Origin of the sequence: Polynucleobacter ibericus (genome assembly GCF_018687955.1) — a bacterium.
In the GTDB taxonomy this organism is placed as follows: Bacteria; Pseudomonadota; Gammaproteobacteria; order Burkholderiales; family Burkholderiaceae; genus Polynucleobacter; species Polynucleobacter ibericus.
Genome location: NZ_CP061309.1, coordinates 1,466,705 through 1,484,825, shown reverse-complemented (window position 1 = coordinate 1,484,825; position 18,121 = coordinate 1,466,705). Strand labels below are relative to the sequence as shown.

The window sequence follows — 18,121 nt, the reverse complement described above, 5'->3', positions numbered from 1 at the left end:
TCGAAACCTTTTCCAAACGCCATGCTCGGGGCATAATGCAAAAAACAAAAGAGATTTAAATGAATTTAATTAAAAGACAAATTTATAACCCTCTAGCTTTAGCGGGTAGCTTCCTCATGATATTAATCGTCCTTTTTGGCGTGCTTTGGGTCTTGGTCCCACCGCCACCAAAGTCGATAGAAATGGCCACAGGTTTTCCTACTGGTCTTTATTACCAGTTTGGGGAACGTTTAAAGGCGGAGTTGTCTAAAGATGGTGTGGATCTCAAAGTGCGTTCTACAGGCGGAACCCTGGATAACTTGACTCTCCTCAAAGATCCAAAATCTGGAGTCGATTTTGCGATGGTGCAGGGTGGGGTGGCTAATGTGAGCGAATATCCGAATTTGGTATCGATCGCAGGAATGTTCTATGAGCCCATCTGGGTTTGGTATCGTGAAGGCGCCTTTAAAAATGATGGCGGTCAACTCAAGATATTGAGCCAATTAAAAGGTAAGCGCGTATCCATTGGTAACGAAGGAAGCGGTACCTTAGTACTTGTCCAGAATCTATTGAAGACTAGCGGTATAACTGATAAAGAAATCAGTACAGAAAAATTGAAGCCTGATGAAGCCATCGCTAAGTTAAATAGTGGCGAGCTGGATGCAGTATTTATTGTGGCTGCAGCGGAAGCTCCAATTCTGAGTAAGTTTTACTCAATTCCCGGGATTCGTCTGATGAACTTTGATCAGGCGGATGCATACACTCGTAATCTCACTTATCTTTCCAAGGTCACTGTACCCAGAGGATTGTTGAGTATTCAACATGATCAACCTCGACAAGATATTCAGGTAATGGCAGCTACAGCTACTTTGGTTACCCATGAAAACGTTAGCCCAGCCTTGATTTCGCTGATGCTTGGGGCCTCTTACGACATTCTGAAATCCTATTCACGCTTGCAAAAAGTTGGTGAGTTTCCTTCCGCTGCAGGCTTAGATTTCCCATTGGATGTGGACGCTGAGATTTACCTAAAAGATGGCCCTTCATTTTTGCATCGTCATTTACCATTCTGGACTGCAGTTTGGGCGGGGCGTTTTGTCAAGATTGTTATTCCATTGCTAGTGATTCTGATTCCACTATTTACTTACATTCCATCTACCAAGAATTTCTTATTGCGCTTGAAATTAGCTCAAGTGTATGAAGAGCTTAAGGTGATCGAGAGAAATTCTCAAAATCCAGCTTTAAAAGAAAAGAACTTTAAAGACCTTGCGGATATTGAAAGGCGGGTGGGTAACATCAAAGTGTCTATGTTGGATGCCAAAGAGTTATATGACCTTAAGGGGCATGTGGGTGATGTGCGCGTCCGCTTGAGCTTGGTTCATTGAGTGAACGTATGTTTGCTAGTTGACCTAAAATAGACTGATGACAATTACAAGTCTTGCGCCCCCGCTAACTCCTCTGAAGCAGATTAACGAGGCTTTGCGTAATGACGGCTTTGCTGTGATATCTGCCGAGACAGTTGCCCAATTTAGTCATGTACAGCTCTCTCAGCTTCAAAGCCTCACGCAGTTTTGGGAAGATTTGCCACGCGATCCTTATCTAAAGGATGGGGGGCGTTACCGCTTTCGCCGTCATTCCAGCTATCAGATTAAAGGGGATGATCTCGCTTTAGTTCCTCATCGTGCGCATTGGCAGTCACTTGATTACAACGCACTACATGGCGGTATCGAACGCTGGTTTGAGCCTATTCAAGGGGATTTGTTGGGCAATCCCGCTTGGCAATCAGTATTGCTTGGGCTTGCCAATATATTAAATAGCCTCAAACCGGTGAATACTTGGTTTGTTGAAGCGCATCAATTTCGAATTGACACCACGGATGGCATTGGGCGACCAACCCCTGAAGGTGCTCATCGCGATGGCGTCGACTTTGTGGCAGTCTTCTTGTTAGGTCGTTCGGGCATTAAGGGCGGCGAGACCAGGATATTTGATGCCTCTGGTTCTGCAGGTTTACGCTTTACGCTGACAGAGCCTTGGTCTGTATTGTTGATGAATGATCAACGGATGATTCATGAATCCACACCAATTCAGCCCTTAGCAAATTACGGCTATCGAGATACCTTGGTTCTCACTTACCGTTCTAATGGCTTTCAGGACTCGCCCAATCGAAGTCAGCAATAAGTTGATTTAATTTACTCTGGCTCCATACCGGCATCTTTAATTGCTTTTGCCCACTTTGCAGTTTCTAGTTTAATTTTTTGACTGAGTGCCTCAGGGGTGCCGGGTTGAGTTTCAAATCCCATGGCAGAAAAGCGTTCAAGCAAATCTTTAGATTTGGCTGCATCGTTAATTGCCTTATTGAGCTTGCTCACAGCCTCTTTTGGCATACCGGCAGGGCCAAAGGCCGCAAAGAATGCAATTAATTCATAACCTTTAATCCCTAGCGCCTCATTTACAGTGGGTAGTTCAGGAATGGCAGGAGAGCGTTTAAGAGAGGTAACAGCAAGACCGCGGATTTTTCCTGCCTGCACCTGAGGCAAGGAAACTCCAAAGTCAGATGTAAACATATTGATTTGACCACCAATTAAATCTGTCATTGCATTGGGGCCGCTCTTATATGACACCCCAGTCATTTTGATATCTGCAAAGCTCGCAAGCATTTCTGAAGAGACACGTTGTGATGTACTTGCATATGCAAAAGTCATTTTTCCTGGACTGGCTTTAGCTAGAGAAACAAATCCATTGAGTGACTTTGCAGGTACATCATTATTAATGGCGATAATTAATGGAGCTGATCCAAAATAGCCAATTGGAGTAAAGGCGGTATCTTGGTTATAGGGTAAGTTTTTAACTAAACTTTTCAGAGCAGCATTGGTGCTGTTAGTACCAATTAAGATCGTGTAACCATCGGCAGGTGCTTTGGCAACAAAATCTGCGCCAATGAGGCCATTTGCTCCGGGGCGATTTTCAATCACTATGGGTTGCCCTAAAGTCTCAGACATTTTGGCTGCAAAAGCACGTCCAATTTGATCGGTTGTACTGCCCGGGGCAAAAGGAACAATTGCCTTAATGGGTTTGGAGGGGTAGTTATCAGCCAATGCCAAAGTGCTTGTGCAGCCCAATAGGAGGCTAAAGCCGATCTGCAATGTCAGCGCTCTCAAGGATTTACTTTTCATATTGTCCCCATCTAGTTTTTCATAGTGTAGCGGGTCTATTGCCTTCCGGGCGAGTAGAATGAGTTCACGTTTCTACTGACTATTTATGCGCTTTCGTTCAGCTGGTTATACCCCTCTCATGCTCATGGCACAAACTTGTGCTCTATTAGGCTTTGCTTGCTATGCCGTCGTGTTAACCACCTTGCAAGAAGAGTGGCATCTCAGTAATCTGCAATCAGGTTTAATCGCCAGTGCATTTTTCTTTGGTTATATGCTGGCTGTTCCATTGGCTACCGCTTTAACGGATCGTGTTGATGCTCGCAAGGTCTATCTAGTGGGTGGGCTAGTGGCGACTTTCGGTCTTTTGGGTATGGGCACATTGGCTTATAACTTTTGGACCGCACTATTTTTTATGGCCTTAAATGGCGCTGGTCTTGCTGGTACTTATATGCCGGGCCTCAAAATTTTGTCTGATCGTATTCAGGCTGGTGAATTGACAAGACACATTGCTTTTTATACGGCCTTCTTTGGTATTGGAACTGGGTTCTCTTACTTATGCTCAGGCTGGATTTTGAGTGCATTAGGTTGGCATTATGTTTTTGGACTCATTGCCTTGGGCCCATTTGTTGCATTTTTGATTGTCTTATTATTTATTCCGGCATTACAGCATGACAAGTGGAAGGGGCCTATCCATATTCGTCTGCATGATATTTTTCCAGTGGATAAATGGAAATTAGTCTTGCAGGATAAAAATGCTGCAGGATTTATTTTTGGCTATACAGCACACACCTTAGAGCTCTTTGCTTCTAGAAGTTGGATTGTGGCTTTCTTTGCTTTTTGTGCAGTTGCTTCTGGTGAGAGTTTTTTTCTAGCGGCGACCACTTTAGCTGGGGTCATTAATTTCTTTGGGGTGCCTGCATCTATATTAGGTAATGAGATTGCATTGCGGGTAGGACGTCAAAAGTGGGTCTGCATTGTGATGCTGACGAGCGCTGTATTGGGGATTGCGTTTGCTTGCTCAACGGGCCAATCATGGTGGTTGATTGTGGCACTGGCTATCGGCCATGCCATTTTCATCATGGCAGATTCCTCAACACTCACAGCGGGTTTGGTGATTAGTGCTCAGGAAAATATCAAGGGTGCTGCGATGGGGCTGCATTCTTTGATGGGATTTGGTGGTGGCTTATTAGGCCCCGCTATTTTCGGATTTGTCTTAGATATCTCAGGATCTCGTACTTCACAAGCGGCTTGGGTATGGGCCTATGTTGCTGTGGTGATCTGGGGGGTTTTATTTGTGATCTATGAGCGGCGTAACGGCTGGGGCAATAAAGCCAGCATGAGTAATTAGACGAATATGAGAAATTCTTTGGTTTGCTATCACTGCTCAAGCCAAATTCTTCCGGGTGAATTAATCGAGGCAGAATTAGGCGGCCAGACGCAGGCATTTTGTTGTCCGGGATGCATGGCAATTGCGCAAACTATTCATGGTGAAGGCCTAGAAGTTTTTTATGCCAGGCGATCACAGTCAGGCGATAAGCCAGCAGCCTATCTAGCCAGCAATGAGATACCAGATAAACTTAAGCCTTATGACGATCCTTCATTGCGAGGACGCTTTACTCGCTCTTGTGGTGACCTTGGCGATCTTGAGACAACACTACGCTTAGAAAAAATTCGTTGTGCAGCTTGTGTTTGGTTATGTGAGCAGCATTTGCGTCGTAACGCAGGCGTGCAAGATGTGCAAATCAACTACGTTACGCAAAAAGTGATAGTGCGTTTTTCACCGGATAAAACAAGCCTGGCCAGATTACTTTTTGAGATTGAGCGTATTGGATATGAGGCTTGGCCATTTGAGCCCTCTCAATCCTTAGATCGAGCAAAAAAAGAAAGGCGTGGTTTGCTGCTTCGTCTCGGTGTGGCGATGTTGGGCATGATGCAGGTCATGATGTATGCGTGGCCTACCTATGTTGGTGCTGATATTACCCCGGAGTTTGAAGTTCTATTGGGTTGGAGTAGCTGGGCTTTAACTGTCCCGGTGATGGTGTATTCGGCTGGCCCTATATTCCAGGCAGCATGGCGCAGCGTACAGTCATTTAGGCAAACGCATATGTTGGGTATGGATGTGCCGATCGCTTTGGCTCTTGCTTTGGCATTTACCGCAGGCACCATCAATTTAGTCACTGGCGCGGGTCATGGCTATTTTGATTCCATTACGATGTTTGTTGCTTTTATCTTAGCTGCGAGATATGTGGAGTTACTGGCGCGGCAAGATGCTCAGGGTGGAGCAGAGGCATTAGCAAAGCAATTACCCGCAACTTGTGAGCGCGCTGTCAATTACCCAGCTTCACAAGATATTGAGCTTGTCCCAGTTATTAATTGCAATCCTGGTGAGGTGCTCCGTGTTTCTCCTGGTGAGGTGGTACCTGCTGACGGCATCTTGATTGAGAATGCCAGTGCTTTAGATGAATCGTTGCTGACTGGCGAATCTAAACCTGTAGAGAAAAAAATCGGCGACCGTTTGTACGCGGGTACCCATAATATTCTGAACCCTCTTTTTATGAAAATTGAAGCGGTAGGTCAGTCAACGCGCATTGCTGGTATCGCTTCCTTATTAGATCAAGCGTTACTTGCTAAGCCGGTAATGGTTGGTCTTGCTGAGAAGTGGACGGCGTATTTTGTAGCCTTCTTATTGTTGGCCGCATTCGCCTCCTCAGCCATATGGTTTTATTTTGATCCCAGTCGCGCATGGAATGTTTTAGTTTCGGTTCTCGTTGCTAGTTGTCCTTGTGCATTATCACTGGCTGTGCCGACTGCTATGGCTGCAGCTCAAGGCGCTGTTACTAAATTAGGATTACTTATTGTTCGTGGTCACGTCATGGAAGGCTTAGTGAAGGCGACTGACTTAGTGCTGGATAAAACTGGGACACTCACAATGGGCCAGCCAGAGTTGCAAGAGATCATCAACTTACGTGATGGCTATCGTCGTGAAGATGCATTGGCTTTAGCTGCGGCTCTTGAAGCAGGGCAAAGACATCCATTGGCACTTTCTTTGATCCGTGCAGCCGAAAATGACAATCTCTCTCTTCCCGTATTAAGTGAGTCGGTCATTAATCTTCAGGGTAGAGGTTTAAGTTCGGGTACCTTTCGCCTGGGAAGTGCTTTGTGGCTGGGCGTAGAGCAGAGCGCTCAGTTAGGGCAATATGGGCAAGTGCATTTAGCTGATTCACAAGGATTGATAGCTAGCTTTGTTTTCTTAGATACTCCGAGACCAGGTCTTAAAGAGTTTTTAAATGTAGTGAAGTCTAGAAATATTGCCATCCATTTAGTTTCAGGAGATGACCGAGCTACAGTTGCATGGTGGGCCAAGCATGTCGGAATTGAACATTATCAAGGCGGATGCACGCCTGAAGATAAATATGATTACATTGAGCGTCTGCAAAAAGAGAATCGTTTTGTCTGGGCAATTGGTGATGGTGTGAACGATGCTCCCTTGCTTGCTCGCGCTGACATTTCTATCGCAGTTGGTGCGGGTGCACCTTTGGCGGCGGCGGGAGCTGATGCAATTTTGACTGCAATCTCACTTGAACCTCTCGCAAAAACTTTATTGCTTGCCGATAAAACTCAAAGCATCATTAAACAAAATTTATGGTGGGCTTTGATATATAACTTATTGGCTATTCCTGCCGCAATGATGGGTTTAGTAAATCCATGGGTTGCCGGAATTGGTATGTCGCTTTCCTCGCTTGCGGTGACATTAAATGCTTGGCGTTTACGAAAAGCTTAGACTATAGAGATGGAAAGTCTATTTCTACTCATCCCCTTATCCTTGGCTTTAGTTGGTCTCTTAGTCTGGATTTTGCGTTGGTCCATTAAAAGTGGGCAATTCGACGATTTGGATGGACCTGGTCACGCTATTTTGATGGATGATGACGCTCCAGAGTCAAAAGAAGTTAGTAAGCACTCTCAAAAATAGCTATATACGTAAATAGTCCAAGAAATAGCCATTATCTTGGGCCTAGCCTGAATTAGCCCCACCCTTTTTGATATAGATCAAATTCCCTTTAAAGCCTTACTTTGATAATTAATCCAGTCTATTTGGATTATGTCGTTGTTTGGTCACAAAAAAGGAGAAACCATGGGACTTACCGTGGGGAGTAATCAAGATACCTTCAATTACAAGGTTGTCAGTCAATTTGCCATCGTTACTGTGCTTTGGGGAATTGTTGGCATGCTCGTGGGGGTCATTCTCGCAGCCCAGTTGATCTGGCCTGAAATCACTTTTAATATTCCTTGGTTGAGCTATGGTCGTCTACGCCCATTGCATACCAATGCGGTGATTTTTGCGTTCGGTGGTTCCGCGTTGTTTGCAACGTCCTACTACATTGTGCAGCGCACAAGTCAGGCACGCTTATTTTGTGACAAGCTAGCGGCATTTACCTTTTGGGGCTGGCAGGCAGTAATTGTTTTGGCGGCTGTGACTTTGCCTTTGGGCATCTCAACCTCTAAAGAGTATGCAGAATTAGAGTGGCCAATCGACTTGTTGATCACTGTGGTTTGGGTGGCTTATGCAGTGGTTTTCTTTGGCACCATCATGAAGCGCAAGACAAAACATATTTATGTCTCTAATTGGTTCTTCGGTGCTTACATTCTGACGATTGCCATTCTGCATATTTTCAATAATTTGGAAATGCCAGCAACATTCTGGAAGTCATATTCAGCATATGCTGGTGTACAAGATGCGATGGTGCAGTGGTGGTATGGCCATAACGCTGTAGGCTTCTTCTTAACTACGAGCTTCTTGGGAATGATGTACTACTTCATTCCAAAGCAAGCTGAGCGTCCAATTTATTCCTATCGCTTGTCCATTGTCCACTTTTGGGCTTTGAACTTTACCTATATGTGGGCTGGTCCTCACCATTTGCAACATACCTCTTTGCCTGACTGGACCCAGTCTCTCGGAACAGTATTCTCTTTGATCTTGTTGGCGCCATCTTGGGGTGGCATGATTAACGGCATCATGACTCTGTCTGGTGCATGGTACAAATTACGCCGTGACCCAATCTTGAAATTCTTGGTAGTGGCATTGTCCTTCTACGGCATGTCTACCTTTGAAGGTTCCATGATGTCGATTAAGACTGTGAATAGTTTGTCTCATTACACAGACTGGACTATTGGTCACGTTCACTCCGGCGCTTTGGGTTGGGTTGCCATGATTACGATTGGCTCTCTCTACTACTTGATTCCACGTTTAGTTGGTCAAAAAGAGATGTATAGCACCAAGTGGATCGAGTTGCATTTCTGGATCGCTACTATTGGTGTTGTTTTGTACATTGCCGCTATGTGGATTGCAGGCGTAATGCAAGGTTTGATGTGGAGAGCATTTGAGCCAGACGGAACATTGACATATAGCTTCGTTGAGTCCGTTAAGGCAACCTATCCTTTCTACATGATTCGATTGTTGGGCGGCTTGTGCTACCTCAGCGGTATGTTCTTGATGGCGTTCAACGTCTTCAAAACTGTGCAAGGTAAAACTTTTGTAAATGCGCCTATTCCAACGGCCGTTGCTGAACACTAAAAGGAGAAGAAAATGTCTAGCGAAAATAAATTCTTTTCCCACGGAACGCTTGAGAAAAACGTTGGCTGGTTAATTATTGCCACGATCATTGTGGTATCGATTGCAGGCTTAGTTCAAATCGTGCCGCTCTTTTTCCAGCACACTACAACTGAGCCAAGTCCTGGTGTAGAACCATACACAGCTTTACGCTTGGCAGGACGTGATATCTATCAGCGCGAAGGTTGCGTAGGTTGTCATTCACAGCAGATTCGTACTTTGCGTTCTGAAGTTGAGCGTTACGGCCCTTACTCTTTAGCTGGTGAATCTGTCTTTGATCGTCCATTCTTATGGGGTAGTAAGCGTACTGGCCCAGACTTAGCTCGTGTTGGCGCCCGTTACTCAGATGATTGGCATCGCATTCACTTACGTAATCCACGCGATGTGGTTCCGGAGTCAAATATGCCTGGATATCCTTGGTTGCAAAAAAATGCTGCAGATGCTTCCACAATTCAATCACACATGATTGCGATGACTCGCTTGGGAGTTCCTTATACAGAGGAAATGATTGCCAATGCTCCTAATGAGCTGGAGGGTAAAACCGAGGAAGATGCCTTGATTGCGTACTTGCAAGGTTTGGGTGTTAACCGTCGCTACATCATAGTTGATGAAGTGGTTGCCAAATAAAAGCAAGAATTTTAATTAGAAAGATATAAGTCAAATGGAAAAGATCACACCTTATCTCTCTGCTTTCTCAACAGTCATAGGACTCCTCTTCTTTGTTGGGATTGTTTGGTGGGCGTGGTCACCTGGTAGAAAAAAGGCAAATGAAGAATCTGCCGAGCTTCCATTTGATCTTCCGGATGAATTTAGTAAGGACAAATCATGAGTGACTTTTTTAGCAGCGGTTGGAGTAGCTACATCGCCCTAGTTTCATTGGTGGGTATTGTTTGGTGTATATGGCTATTGGCCTCGCAGCGTAAAGCGAAGGTGATTCATACGGCCGATGGCGCTGTAGCTGATACTGGACATGTTTGGGATGGCGACTTACGTGAATTGAATAATCCTCTCCCACGCTGGTGGGCTTGGATGTTCTTGCTCTCTTGCATATTTGGATTTGTGTATTTAGTTTTATTCCCTGGCCTTGGCTCTTTCCCTGGTGTATTGGGTTACAGCACGGATGGTTCGCTCATGAAATCAATGACAACTGCCAACGAAGAGTTAAAACCTGTTTATGCTAAATACGTGACTATGGATATTGAGCAAGTTGCTGCTGATCCAAAAGCGCGCGAAATGGGTCAACGTCTATTCTTGAACTCATGTGCTCAATGCCATGGCTCTGATGCTGGTGGAGCAAAAGGCTTTCCGAATTTGACTGATGGCGATTGGCTCTATGGTGGTTCACCAGAGAATATTAAGACAACTCTTATCAATGGCCGTGCAGGTGTGATGCCTCCATTTCCGCAGTTAGATAGTAAGCAAATTATTGATGTTGCCAACTATGTTCGTAGTCTATCTGGCTTACCAAATGACGAACAAAAATCTGCTCGCGGAGCAGAGGTTTTTAAAGCAAACTGCGTAGCTTGCCATGGTGCTGACGGTAAAGGGAATATCGCTATAGGCGCTCCGAACTTAACTGACAAAGTGTGGTTATATGGTGGTTCAGAGGCAACCATTATTGAGACTTTGACTAAGGGCCGTATGGCGATGATGCCTTCTCAAGACAAAGTATTGAGCCCCGAGAAAATTCATTTACTGACTGCATATGTTTGGGGTTTGTCAAACAATAAACAACCAGCAGCGACAAAGTAAGAAAAGTATTTAGTGGCAACTCTTCCGCCGGGTGGAAAACCTATTCCGATAGATGTTATTGAGGAATCTCTTTACGAGGTCCGGCGAAAGATTTATCCGCGTTCTGTAACAGGTTTATTTGCTCGTTGGCGCTTAATTCTGGTTTTTGCAACCCAGCTGCTGTTTTATGGTTTGCCATGGGTTAGCTGGAACGGTCGTCAGGCTGTTCTGTTTGATTTAATTCAACGTAAGTTTTATATCTTTGGTGTAGTGCTCTGGCCGCAGGATGTGATCTATCTCACACTCCTATTGATTCTTTCGGCTTTAGCTCTCTTTCTCTTCACTGCAATTGCTGGTCGACTATTTTGTGGATATGCCTGTCCTCAAACTGTTTATACCGAGATCTTTATGTGGATCGAGCGCAAAGTAGAGGGAGATCGCTTTGCGCGGATTCGTTTAGATGGCGAGGAGTGGCCCTGGGGCTTTAGAAAGTGGCGCCTTAAGATTACCAAGCATTTCCTTTGGTTGTTGATCGCGTTTTGGACCGGCTTTACCTTTATTGGTTATTTCACGCCGATTACCACCTTAGGCTCTGCATTAATTCATTTGTCTTTAGGTCCTTGGCAGACTTTCTGGTTATGTTTTTATGCCTTTGCTACTTGGGGTAATGCAGGCTTTATGCGCGAGCAAGTATGTAAATATATGTGCCCATACGCACGTTTCCAAAGTGTGATGGTAGATAAAGATACCTTTTTAGTGACCTATGACAAAGTACGTGGTGAGCCTAGAGGTAGCCGCAGTAAATCTGCTGATCATGAGTCTCTAGGTTTAGGTGACTGCGTTGACTGCAGCATCTGTGTTCAGGTCTGCCCAACGGGTATTGATATTCGTGATGGCTTGCAATATATGTGTATTGGTTGTGGTGCCTGCATTGATGCCTGTGATCAAGTAATGGAAAAAGTGGATTATCCAAAAGGCTTAATTCGCTACACAACAGAGCGTGCTATTGAGGATCGCGAATCGAACCAAAGTGCCATTCGCCATATCTTACGTCCACGTGTCTTGATCTATACAGCTTTCATTACCGTTCTTACAGCCGCATTCTTGGTGTCTCTAGCAACCCGTAATCCGTTGAGAGTGGATGTGATGCGTGATCGCGGCGCCTTAGCTCGTGAGGTTGAGGGCGTTCGTATTGAGAACATTTATCGCATTCAGATTATGAATGCCTCCGAAAATAATATGAATGTACAGGTGAAGGCTCTCGGTTTGGATGGCCTAAAGATTCTGAACTCTCAAGGTCAGGTCATCACCGAAATTGAGGTGGCGCCAGCCAGTAATTTATTAATGCCAATTAAGGTCAGCACTCAAAGCGGAGTGAATCAGCCGGGTAATTACCCAATCCATTTCGATGTGATTGCCCAAGAAATTTCTGGAAATGAGATGATTACCAGGACTCGCGATGAAAAATCGACTTTTATTATTCCCCGTTAAGCGGGGAGCAATGGAGAGAATGCATATGACAGAACAGCAAATTACTAAACCTTGGTTCAAGCAATTATGGCCATGGTTATTAATCAGTGGACCTGCAGTTGCCATGATTGGTTGCATTATCACCATTTATTTGGCGATCAATTATCAAGCAGATAAACCTTTGAGAGATGGTGTAGTGAAGCGTGGTTTAAAGGTGGAGCAGCAGATCAAAGAAACGCAGGTACAAAAATGAAGTACCGCTTGCTGATCTGGATTTTGTGGCCTTCATTTTTAGTGGCTGGCATGGCAGAAGGCTTGTTGTTTACCATCATTCATCCGCAAGATCTTTTATTCTTTGGTTATCATCCGGAAATCTCTGATGAGGGCATCTATACCATTGGATTCTTTGCAATTTGGACTTTTTGCGCTGCCTCTAGTGCGCTTACTGCCTATATCTTGCCTGGTATTGAGTCACCAGATAGCAAAGAAGTGGATCGCGGTCTGATTTAGGCTTGCTTGATCGGAATTTCAGGGCTTGCACAGCCTTGTCGATCAGGATTGGGAATGCCCGCTAGTTCGTATAAGCCATTCATATCGATGAGCTTGATATGGCGCTGTTTGATTTGAATGAGACCTGATTCTGCAAATCTTGAAAGCATACGACTTACCGTTTCAATCTGAATACCTAGATAGCTACCAATATCATTGCGGCTCATCCGTAAATCAAATTCATTATTGAGATAGCCACGAGCAGCAAGGCGTTGAGAGAGACTTAATAAAAATGCAGCCAATCTTTCTTCGGCGCGCATTGTGCCGAGGGAAAGTAGGTGACGCTGGTCTTGAGTCAATTCACGACTCATGATTTTATGAAACTGATTTTGCAAGACCGGAATTTGACGAGCTAAATCTTCAAAGGCATCGTAACGAATAATGCACACTTCACTCTCTTCCAGTGCAATTGCATCAGATTGATAATGACCTTCGCCGATACCATCGAGACCCAAGATTTCACCGGGAAGGTGAAAGCCGATGACTTGTTGACGACCATCTTGGAGGCTAAATTCTGTTTTGAGGGTCCCAAAGCGAACACTGTAAACGGAACTGAGTGGATCTCCATGACGATAGAGGTTCTCCCCTTTTTGTAGGTGTACTCGTTCTTTAACTAAGGAATCAACTTTTGTCACTTCACTGCTACTTAGTCCAACCGGAAGACAAAACTGACCCAGCACACATACGGAGCATTTGCTGGTTGGGGTATCGGTAGGTTTGTAATTCATATTAGTACTAATTATGCAGACAGTTTATTCTATATGGGTGATGAATCATGTTTTTTATACTTTGTTTCGGTAGCGGATGCTAACTTCAAGCCTTCTTTTAGCAGTCTTCCTGGGCGCCCTTGTCAGTGGTTGGCACTGCGCATTGATGTGTGGCGGGATAGCTGCAGCTATTGAGCGACCAGTCGCTCTGGAGGCCCCTTTACGGGCTAAATCAGAGCTCTTTTATCTGCAACTAATCATGCATTTAGGTCGTATTACAACTTATGTTGTGCTGGGCGCCCTCGCAGCGTCTATTGGGGTAGTGGTTTGGCAGCAAAACTTAGTTCCTATCCAGCGACCCTTATTTGCTCTAACTTCTCTAATCCTAATCCTGATGGGTGTTCGCTTGTTTAGGGTTGGTAAATCAGAAGGACTCCTCGGTGGCAGATGGCTGAGTGCCAAAATTGCGGCCTACTGGGCTAAGTACTTGGGCCGTATGGCTAGTGGCCCTTCACGTTGGTTTAGTGGCATGCTCTGGGGCTTGGTCCCTTGCGGATTGGTTTACAGCGTACTTCCACTAGCATTTTTGTCGGGCGATGTTCTTACCGGAGCAGCGCTAATGTTGGCATTTGGTTTGGGAACACTGCCCAACTTATTACTGATCTCAAAATTTTCTGCAGCACTCACCCAGTTTGGACAATATCGTTGGGTGAGATATTTTGCTGCTTCATTACTATTGATTGCTGGTGGCTTTGGGCTCTATCGCGCCTGGGTTTTGCCTGAAGCCTTATTAAAAGGCGGCTTCTGTATTTCTTAAGCAGTCGCAGCTTCTATTCCGGAGGTGAGGTCTGGGTAGAGGGAGTCTTGCGGTAGCGATGAAATAAAGTCACTGCGCTCTGCCATTTCCAGGGGTTGATGCGCTAAGCCACAGATGATTAATCGAATATTGCGAATCTTGCATAAGTGTACAAGTTCCATGATCGTATCCATGCCTGAAGTATCTACATAAATCACATTCTTTAAATCAAGCAATAGGGTTTGTGAGGGTAGGTTCACCTCGATCTTTTCTAGCAGCTTGACCGCTCCAAAAAAGATGGCGCCATGAATACGGTAGGCGTCAATACGACCCTGTTGATTGCTTAAGCCTGGGAAGTCACTTGCTAGCGCGAGCTCACAACGAGACAAGCTAGAAATACGGTAGATGAAAGTAATAAATGCTAGTAACAAGCCTACTTGTACGGCAATAGTGAGATCTAAAACAACGGTGAGAATAAAGACGCTTAGGATAGTGATGCGATAAGGTAGGCGGAATTGCTTGAGATTAATAAACTTTTTCCACTCCCCCATGTTCCATGCAACATACATCAAGATTGCAGCAAGACTAGCAAGGGGAATATTTTTGGCAAGTGGCGCTGCAAATAATACGATGATAAGCAAAGTAGCTGCATGTACAAGTCCAGCGATGGGGGTAGAGCCACCACTTTCTACATTGGTGACTGTGCGGGCAATCGTACCAGTCGCAGGCATGCCACCAAAAAATGGAATAGTAAAGTTAGCAATACCTTGTGCCATAAGCTCCTGATTGGATTCATGACGATCATGTATTAAGCCATCGGCAATCCGTGCGCAGAGCAAAGATTCAATTGCGCCCAATAATGCCAGCGTTAATGCGGGTACAACCATATATTGCGCGCTATCCCAGCTCACATGTATCCATTCAAAAGAGGGGAGTCCGGATGGGATGCCACCAAAGCGACTGCCAATGGTGTCTACTGGTAAGTTGAGAACGCTCGTAATGATTGTCGCCACTACCATGGCCACTACTGTGCCAGGTAGGTGTGATAGCCAGCCTAGGCGATTCTGAAATAACTTCCAGAAAATTAATAAAGCAAGACTGCCACAAGCCAATCCAAGCGCCGTTGGATTAAAAGTGTCGGCTGCTAAGTAAAGTGTATGAACTTGTTGAAAAAATTGAGCCGGCATCTTCTCAATCTGAAGACCAAAGAAATCTTTGATTTGAGATAGGGCAATCAGAAAGGCAATGCCATTAGTAAAGCCAATAATGACAGCGATTGGGATGAAGCGTACCAGTGTGCCCAGGCGAAAAACTCCCATCAGAATTAAAAATACTCCCGACATAGCAGTTGCTAACAATAAATTTGGAACGCCGTAGCGCTCCACAATGCCGTAGACAATCACAATAAAAGCCCCAGCTGGTCCGCCAATTTGAACGCGGCTACCACCGAGCAAAGAAATTAGGCCGCCAGCAATAATGGCAGTGAAGATGCCGGCTTCAGGCTTTAGTCCGCTGGCGATTGCAAAAGCCATAGCTAAGGGAAGCGCAACTACTCCCACTGTTATTCCAGCCAAGACATCCTTTGTGAAAAGGGTGCGGTTATAGCTGGCAAATGAGTCTAGCAGTTGGGGGCGGAAAAACATTGAATTTATGTCTTAATAATTTAAGAAATATTAACTTATGAGATGCGGCTGCCAACCCAGTAGGCAAAACTCGCGCATAAGGCTGTCACAAAGCTACCCCATGCAATATCAATGAATGCTAATTGTGTTGGAAAGTTTCTAACTACTGCCAAATTCGTGAGGTCATAAGTCATATAGCAAAAGAACCCAAATAAGGCTCCATATTGCAGTGCATATAGCCATGATTGTTTTGATAGCGCTGGAACAATTACAAAAATGCAGACACCCAGCGCATACAGGAGGTAAAACGCGAGCCCAGCCAGTAGTTTTGGTTCGCTGGCCATCAAATCGCCCATCTCGTTGCGGTAAAGATTTTTTGCGACACCTAAGAGCCATACCAAATCAATTGCGATGAGAGCAAATAAAAATGAGAGATAGATAGCTAAATTCTTGAGCAATTAAGTCACCTTTATTGTTTTATAAGCTAATAATAAGCATTATGATGGAAAGAGAAGGTTAGTAGTTCAATTTAAGGGGGTCAACATGTTTAAACATTTATTGGTACCGGTAGACGGTTCTGACATCAGTAAAAAATCCTTGAAGAAAGTGGCTGCACTCGCCAAGGCTGATGGTGCTGCAGTGACACTGGTGTATGTTTCTGATCCACTGCCTCCAATGGTTTATTCAGACAGCACAATGGGCTATGGCATCACACAAAAAGAGCATGCGAAGGTTTGCGAGGCTTATGCAATGGATGTATTTAAAAAAGCTGTCACCGCACTTGGTACTGGTATTAAGGTGAAAAGTCTTCATATTTCGAATAGCAATTTATCCGAAGGAATCCTAGCTGGCGCTACCAAAGCAAAAGCAGATGTAATTGTGATGGCATCGCATAAGCGAACAGGTATTAAAGGTATCTTGTTGGGTAGCGAGACACATGAAGTGATCGTCCACTCAAAGCTACCGGTGTTGGTTTTAGGTTAATTTATTCGCCACCAAACAAAAAGGGTCCAAGTGGACCCTTTTTTATTGCGGTGAAATTTAAATTAATCGCTTAGTTATTTTTAATCGGACTACCAAGTAAGAGTATCTCTCTCGTCAGTTGTCCGCTTTCGTCATCACGCATAGACCATAAATCCAGTTGGGTTTTTGAGCCATAAGGATCAACATAGATGCCATTTTTTCTTAATTCAAAATGAAGATGTGGTCCAGTTGATCTACCAGTAGATCCTACGTAGCCAATTTCTAAACCACGCCGTACTTCATTACCAAGTTCAAGCTCTACATTGTAGTTACTCAGGTGCGCATAGTAGGTGTGGTAATTACCTGGATGCTCCAAGATAATTAAGTTTCCGAATGCACCGCTGTAACCTATATGTGCCACTCTGCCATTGGCAACACTAAAGACTGGTGTACCAGTTGGTGCAGAGTAATCAATACCCATATGAGCGCGATAACGCTGCTTGCTTGCGGGCGCGGGTGTTGGGGTGGCAGCTTTAGTTGCAGGGGCGGGAGTCTTGCTACGCTTGCCAGAGGATGCTCTTACCATGCCTACACCCCGAGAGATGCGCCGATAGCTGAGTGGGTTGGTCCAAAAAGAGCGTTCGAGAGATTCTCCTGAGCCTGTAAAAAAGCCCCCCGGGATATCATTGCGATCCATCCAAAATGCATTGGCATACACCTCATTGCTGGTTGGATCAATAATTTCTACCGCCCAAATTTGCGCCCATTTTTCTCGATCGCCAAAATCTACAATCATGCGAACCACGCTATTGGTATTTTCGAGAGAATTATTTTCCTCTGGATAAATTTGCTTGATGAGAGAATTTAATTCCCAGACTAACTCTACTGGCAATTGATCGTTTACTTTTCGCGGGTCGTATAAGACATCTCTTAGGGGAATGCGAACCTCTGTTAAACGTTTGGACTCGTCCTTAAGATAATCTTGCTGAATTAAAAATCCACCAACAGCTGAAGGTGTAAATGTCCACACCTCTGTTTTGCTGTCTTGGATGGGGCCATTCATAATGCTTAATGAATCGAAGCGATTACGACTGCCAAAAGCAACTGCATAGGGAATACAGTCGCCACGCATGCGATCAAAAAATGTCTTAGTTTGATTTTTGAAGAATTCGCTGAACTGACGGTTATCTATCCCAATGCTAGCAGGGAGGTTATCTTCGTTGAAGCTCCGTCTCAAACAGCCTTGAGACACTCGATAATCCAGGTTTGCATTGCTATCGAGCATGAGCTCATCCGGAGCTTTACGCTGGAACAGAGAGGGGTTCAAGCTCATGCTACTGATTTTTTGACCAGCACCAGCCGATTTATCTTTTAAACCAACTTGCTTAGAGGGTTGAACAACTACTTTCTGGCGAGTTTGGTTAGCGCTTTGAGCTTGAGCTGCATGAGCCAAGCCCAGCGATGAGCTAAGAAGGGCGCAGCCAGAAAAAAGGATTATCCCCCTGACGAGCAGGGAGCCAAGAGAAGCTTTTTTATTCACACCTCAA

At 44.8% G+C, this 18,121-nt stretch carries 19 protein-coding genes; 14 read left to right on the top strand and 5 right to left on the bottom strand.

The genetic code is table 11. The annotated features are described in order from the left end of the window. Positions 1–59 precede the first annotated feature (59 nt). Both AOC20_RS07555 and AOC20_RS07550 read left to right on the top strand, forming a co-directional pair. Positions 60–1,361, top strand: a complete 1,302-nt coding sequence (locus tag AOC20_RS07555) for a TAXI family TRAP transporter solute-binding subunit (RefSeq protein ID WP_215359891.1) — start codon at positions 60–62, stop codon at positions 1,359–1,361. A 37-nt stretch (positions 1,362–1,398) separates the two neighbouring features. Continuing rightward, on the top strand, positions 1,399–2,154 hold the full coding sequence (locus AOC20_RS07550; protein ID WP_215359889.1) for a 2OG-Fe dioxygenase family protein: 756 nt from the start codon (positions 1,399–1,401) through the stop codon (positions 2,152–2,154). Positions 2,155–2,165: 11 nt separating this feature from the next. Here AOC20_RS07550 and AOC20_RS07545 read toward each other — a convergent pair whose 3' ends face one another. Then, positions 2,166–3,149, bottom strand: a complete 984-nt coding sequence (locus tag AOC20_RS07545; protein ID WP_215359887.1) for a Bug family tripartite tricarboxylate transporter substrate binding protein — start codon at positions 3,147–3,149, stop codon at positions 2,166–2,168. An 85-nt stretch (positions 3,150–3,234) separates the two neighbouring features. Here AOC20_RS07545 and AOC20_RS07540 point away from each other — a divergent pair, with 85 nt between their 5' ends. The 10 genes from AOC20_RS07540 (at position 3,235) to AOC20_RS07495 (ending at position 12,447) form a co-directional block, all read left to right on the top strand. Further along, positions 3,235–4,476 (top strand): MFS transporter, encoded by a 1,242-nt coding sequence (locus AOC20_RS07540; protein WP_215359885.1) that lies wholly within the window; start codon positions 3,235–3,237, stop codon positions 4,474–4,476. Between the two features lie 6 nt (positions 4,477–4,482). After that, entirely contained in the window at positions 4,483–6,909 is a 2,427-nt protein-coding gene (locus tag AOC20_RS07535) for a heavy metal translocating P-type ATPase (RefSeq protein WP_215359882.1), read from the top strand. 9 nt (positions 6,910–6,918) lie between these two features. Then, positions 6,919–7,098 carry a cbb3-type cytochrome oxidase assembly protein CcoS gene (gene ccoS / locus AOC20_RS07530; protein WP_215359880.1) on the top strand — a complete coding sequence of 60 codons (180 nt, stop codon included), beginning with the start codon at positions 6,919–6,921 and terminating at the stop codon, positions 7,096–7,098. Between the two features lie 162 nt (positions 7,099–7,260). Beyond that, complete coding sequence (gene ccoN, locus AOC20_RS07525; RefSeq protein ID WP_215359878.1) at positions 7,261–8,700, top strand: cytochrome-c oxidase, cbb3-type subunit I; 1,440 nt, start codon at positions 7,261–7,263, stop codon at positions 8,698–8,700. 12 nt (positions 8,701–8,712) lie between these two features. Next, a complete protein-coding gene (gene ccoO / locus AOC20_RS07520) occupies positions 8,713–9,363 on the top strand; it encodes a cytochrome-c oxidase, cbb3-type subunit II (protein WP_215359876.1) in 651 nt (216 codons plus the stop codon). 34 nt (positions 9,364–9,397) lie between these two features. Beyond that, positions 9,398–9,565: a cbb3-type cytochrome oxidase subunit 3 gene (locus tag AOC20_RS07515; protein WP_215359874.1), complete on the top strand. Its 168-nt coding sequence runs from the start codon at positions 9,398–9,400 to the stop codon at positions 9,563–9,565. After that, positions 9,562–10,488, top strand: coding sequence for a cytochrome-c oxidase, cbb3-type subunit III (gene ccoP / locus AOC20_RS07510; RefSeq protein ID WP_215359871.1), 927 nt, complete (start codon positions 9,562–9,564; stop codon positions 10,486–10,488). Before AOC20_RS07515 ends, ccoP begins: the two co-directional genes overlap by 4 nt. 12 nt (positions 10,489–10,500) lie before the next feature. Beyond that, entirely contained in the window at positions 10,501–11,958 is a 1,458-nt protein-coding gene (gene ccoG, locus AOC20_RS07505) for a cytochrome c oxidase accessory protein CcoG (RefSeq protein WP_215359868.1), read from the top strand. A 25-nt stretch (positions 11,959–11,983) separates the two neighbouring features. Continuing rightward, entirely contained in the window at positions 11,984–12,190 is a 207-nt protein-coding gene (locus AOC20_RS07500) for a FixH family protein (RefSeq protein WP_215359866.1), read from the top strand. Beyond that, positions 12,187–12,447 (top strand): hypothetical protein, encoded by a 261-nt coding sequence (locus AOC20_RS07495; protein WP_215359864.1) that lies wholly within the window; start codon positions 12,187–12,189, stop codon positions 12,445–12,447. The genes AOC20_RS07500 and AOC20_RS07495 overlap by 4 nt, the downstream gene beginning before the upstream one ends. Here AOC20_RS07495 and fnr read toward each other — a convergent pair. Beyond that, complete coding sequence (fnr, locus tag AOC20_RS07490; protein ID WP_215359862.1) at positions 12,444–13,214, bottom strand: fumarate/nitrate reduction transcriptional regulator Fnr; 771 nt, start codon at positions 13,212–13,214, stop codon at positions 12,444–12,446. The two genes, AOC20_RS07495 and fnr, sit on opposite strands and share 4 nt — an antisense overlap. A gap of 76 nt (positions 13,215–13,290) precedes the next feature. Here fnr and AOC20_RS07485 point away from each other — a divergent pair, with 76 nt between their 5' ends. After that, positions 13,291–14,010, top strand: coding sequence for a sulfite exporter TauE/SafE family protein (locus AOC20_RS07485; RefSeq protein ID WP_215359859.1), 720 nt, complete (start codon positions 13,291–13,293; stop codon positions 14,008–14,010). Here the strand turns inward: AOC20_RS07485 and AOC20_RS07480 are convergent. Further along, positions 14,007–15,632, bottom strand: a complete 1,626-nt coding sequence (locus AOC20_RS07480) for a SulP family inorganic anion transporter (protein ID WP_215359857.1) — start codon at positions 15,630–15,632, stop codon at positions 14,007–14,009. The two genes, AOC20_RS07485 and AOC20_RS07480, sit on opposite strands and share 4 nt — an antisense overlap. Before the next feature lie 35 nt (positions 15,633–15,667). Further along, positions 15,668–16,069 (bottom strand): DUF2177 family protein, encoded by a 402-nt coding sequence (locus tag AOC20_RS07475; protein WP_215359855.1) that lies wholly within the window; start codon positions 16,067–16,069, stop codon positions 15,668–15,670. An 85-nt stretch (positions 16,070–16,154) separates the two neighbouring features. Here AOC20_RS07475 and AOC20_RS07470 point away from each other — a divergent pair, with 85 nt between their 5' ends. Then, a complete protein-coding gene (locus AOC20_RS07470; RefSeq protein ID WP_215359852.1) occupies positions 16,155–16,595 on the top strand; it encodes a universal stress protein in 441 nt (146 codons plus the stop codon). 70 nt (positions 16,596–16,665) lie between these two features. Here the strand turns inward: AOC20_RS07470 and AOC20_RS07465 are convergent, their stop codons facing one another. Continuing rightward, positions 16,666–18,114: a M23 family metallopeptidase gene (locus AOC20_RS07465; protein ID WP_251373078.1), complete on the bottom strand. Its 1,449-nt coding sequence runs from the start codon at positions 18,112–18,114 to the stop codon at positions 16,666–16,668. Positions 18,115–18,121: the final 7 nt, after the last annotated feature.

Excerpts from the sequence above, each read along its gene's own strand:
- fnr (WP_215359862.1), bottom strand. The coding sequence starts at position 13,214 with ATGAATTACAAACCTACCGATACCCCAACCAGCAAATGCTCCGTATGT.
- ccoP (WP_215359871.1), top strand. The coding sequence starts at position 9,562 with ATGAGTGACTTTTTTAGCAGCGGTTGGAGTAGCTACATCGCCCTAGTT.
- ccoS (WP_215359880.1), top strand. The coding sequence starts at position 6,919 with ATGGAAAGTCTATTTCTACTCATCCCCTTATCCTTGGCTTTAGTTGGT.
- AOC20_RS07500 (WP_215359866.1), top strand. The coding sequence starts at position 11,984 with ATGACAGAACAGCAAATTACTAAACCTTGGTTCAAGCAATTATGGCCA.
- AOC20_RS07515 (WP_215359874.1), top strand. The coding sequence starts at position 9,398 with ATGGAAAAGATCACACCTTATCTCTCTGCTTTCTCAACAGTCATAGGA.
- AOC20_RS07485 (WP_215359859.1), top strand. The coding sequence starts at position 13,291 with ATGCTAACTTCAAGCCTTCTTTTAGCAGTCTTCCTGGGCGCCCTTGTC.
- AOC20_RS07545 (WP_215359887.1), bottom strand. The coding sequence starts at position 3,149 with ATGAAAAGTAAATCCTTGAGAGCGCTGACATTGCAGATCGGCTTTAGC.
- AOC20_RS07555 (WP_215359891.1), top strand. The coding sequence starts at position 60 with ATGAATTTAATTAAAAGACAAATTTATAACCCTCTAGCTTTAGCGGGT.
- AOC20_RS07480 (WP_215359857.1), bottom strand. The coding sequence starts at position 15,632 with ATGTTTTTCCGCCCCCAACTGCTAGACTCATTTGCCAGCTATAACCGC.
- ccoO (WP_215359876.1), top strand. The coding sequence starts at position 8,713 with ATGTCTAGCGAAAATAAATTCTTTTCCCACGGAACGCTTGAGAAAAAC.
- AOC20_RS07470 (WP_215359852.1), top strand. The coding sequence starts at position 16,155 with ATGTTTAAACATTTATTGGTACCGGTAGACGGTTCTGACATCAGTAAA.
- ccoN (WP_215359878.1), top strand. The coding sequence starts at position 7,261 with ATGGGACTTACCGTGGGGAGTAATCAAGATACCTTCAATTACAAGGTT.
- AOC20_RS07550 (WP_215359889.1), top strand. The coding sequence starts at position 1,399 with ATGACAATTACAAGTCTTGCGCCCCCGCTAACTCCTCTGAAGCAGATT.
- AOC20_RS07535 (WP_215359882.1), top strand. The coding sequence starts at position 4,483 with ATGAGAAATTCTTTGGTTTGCTATCACTGCTCAAGCCAAATTCTTCCG.
- AOC20_RS07495 (WP_215359864.1), top strand. The coding sequence starts at position 12,187 with ATGAAGTACCGCTTGCTGATCTGGATTTTGTGGCCTTCATTTTTAGTG.
- AOC20_RS07540 (WP_215359885.1), top strand. The coding sequence starts at position 3,235 with ATGCGCTTTCGTTCAGCTGGTTATACCCCTCTCATGCTCATGGCACAA.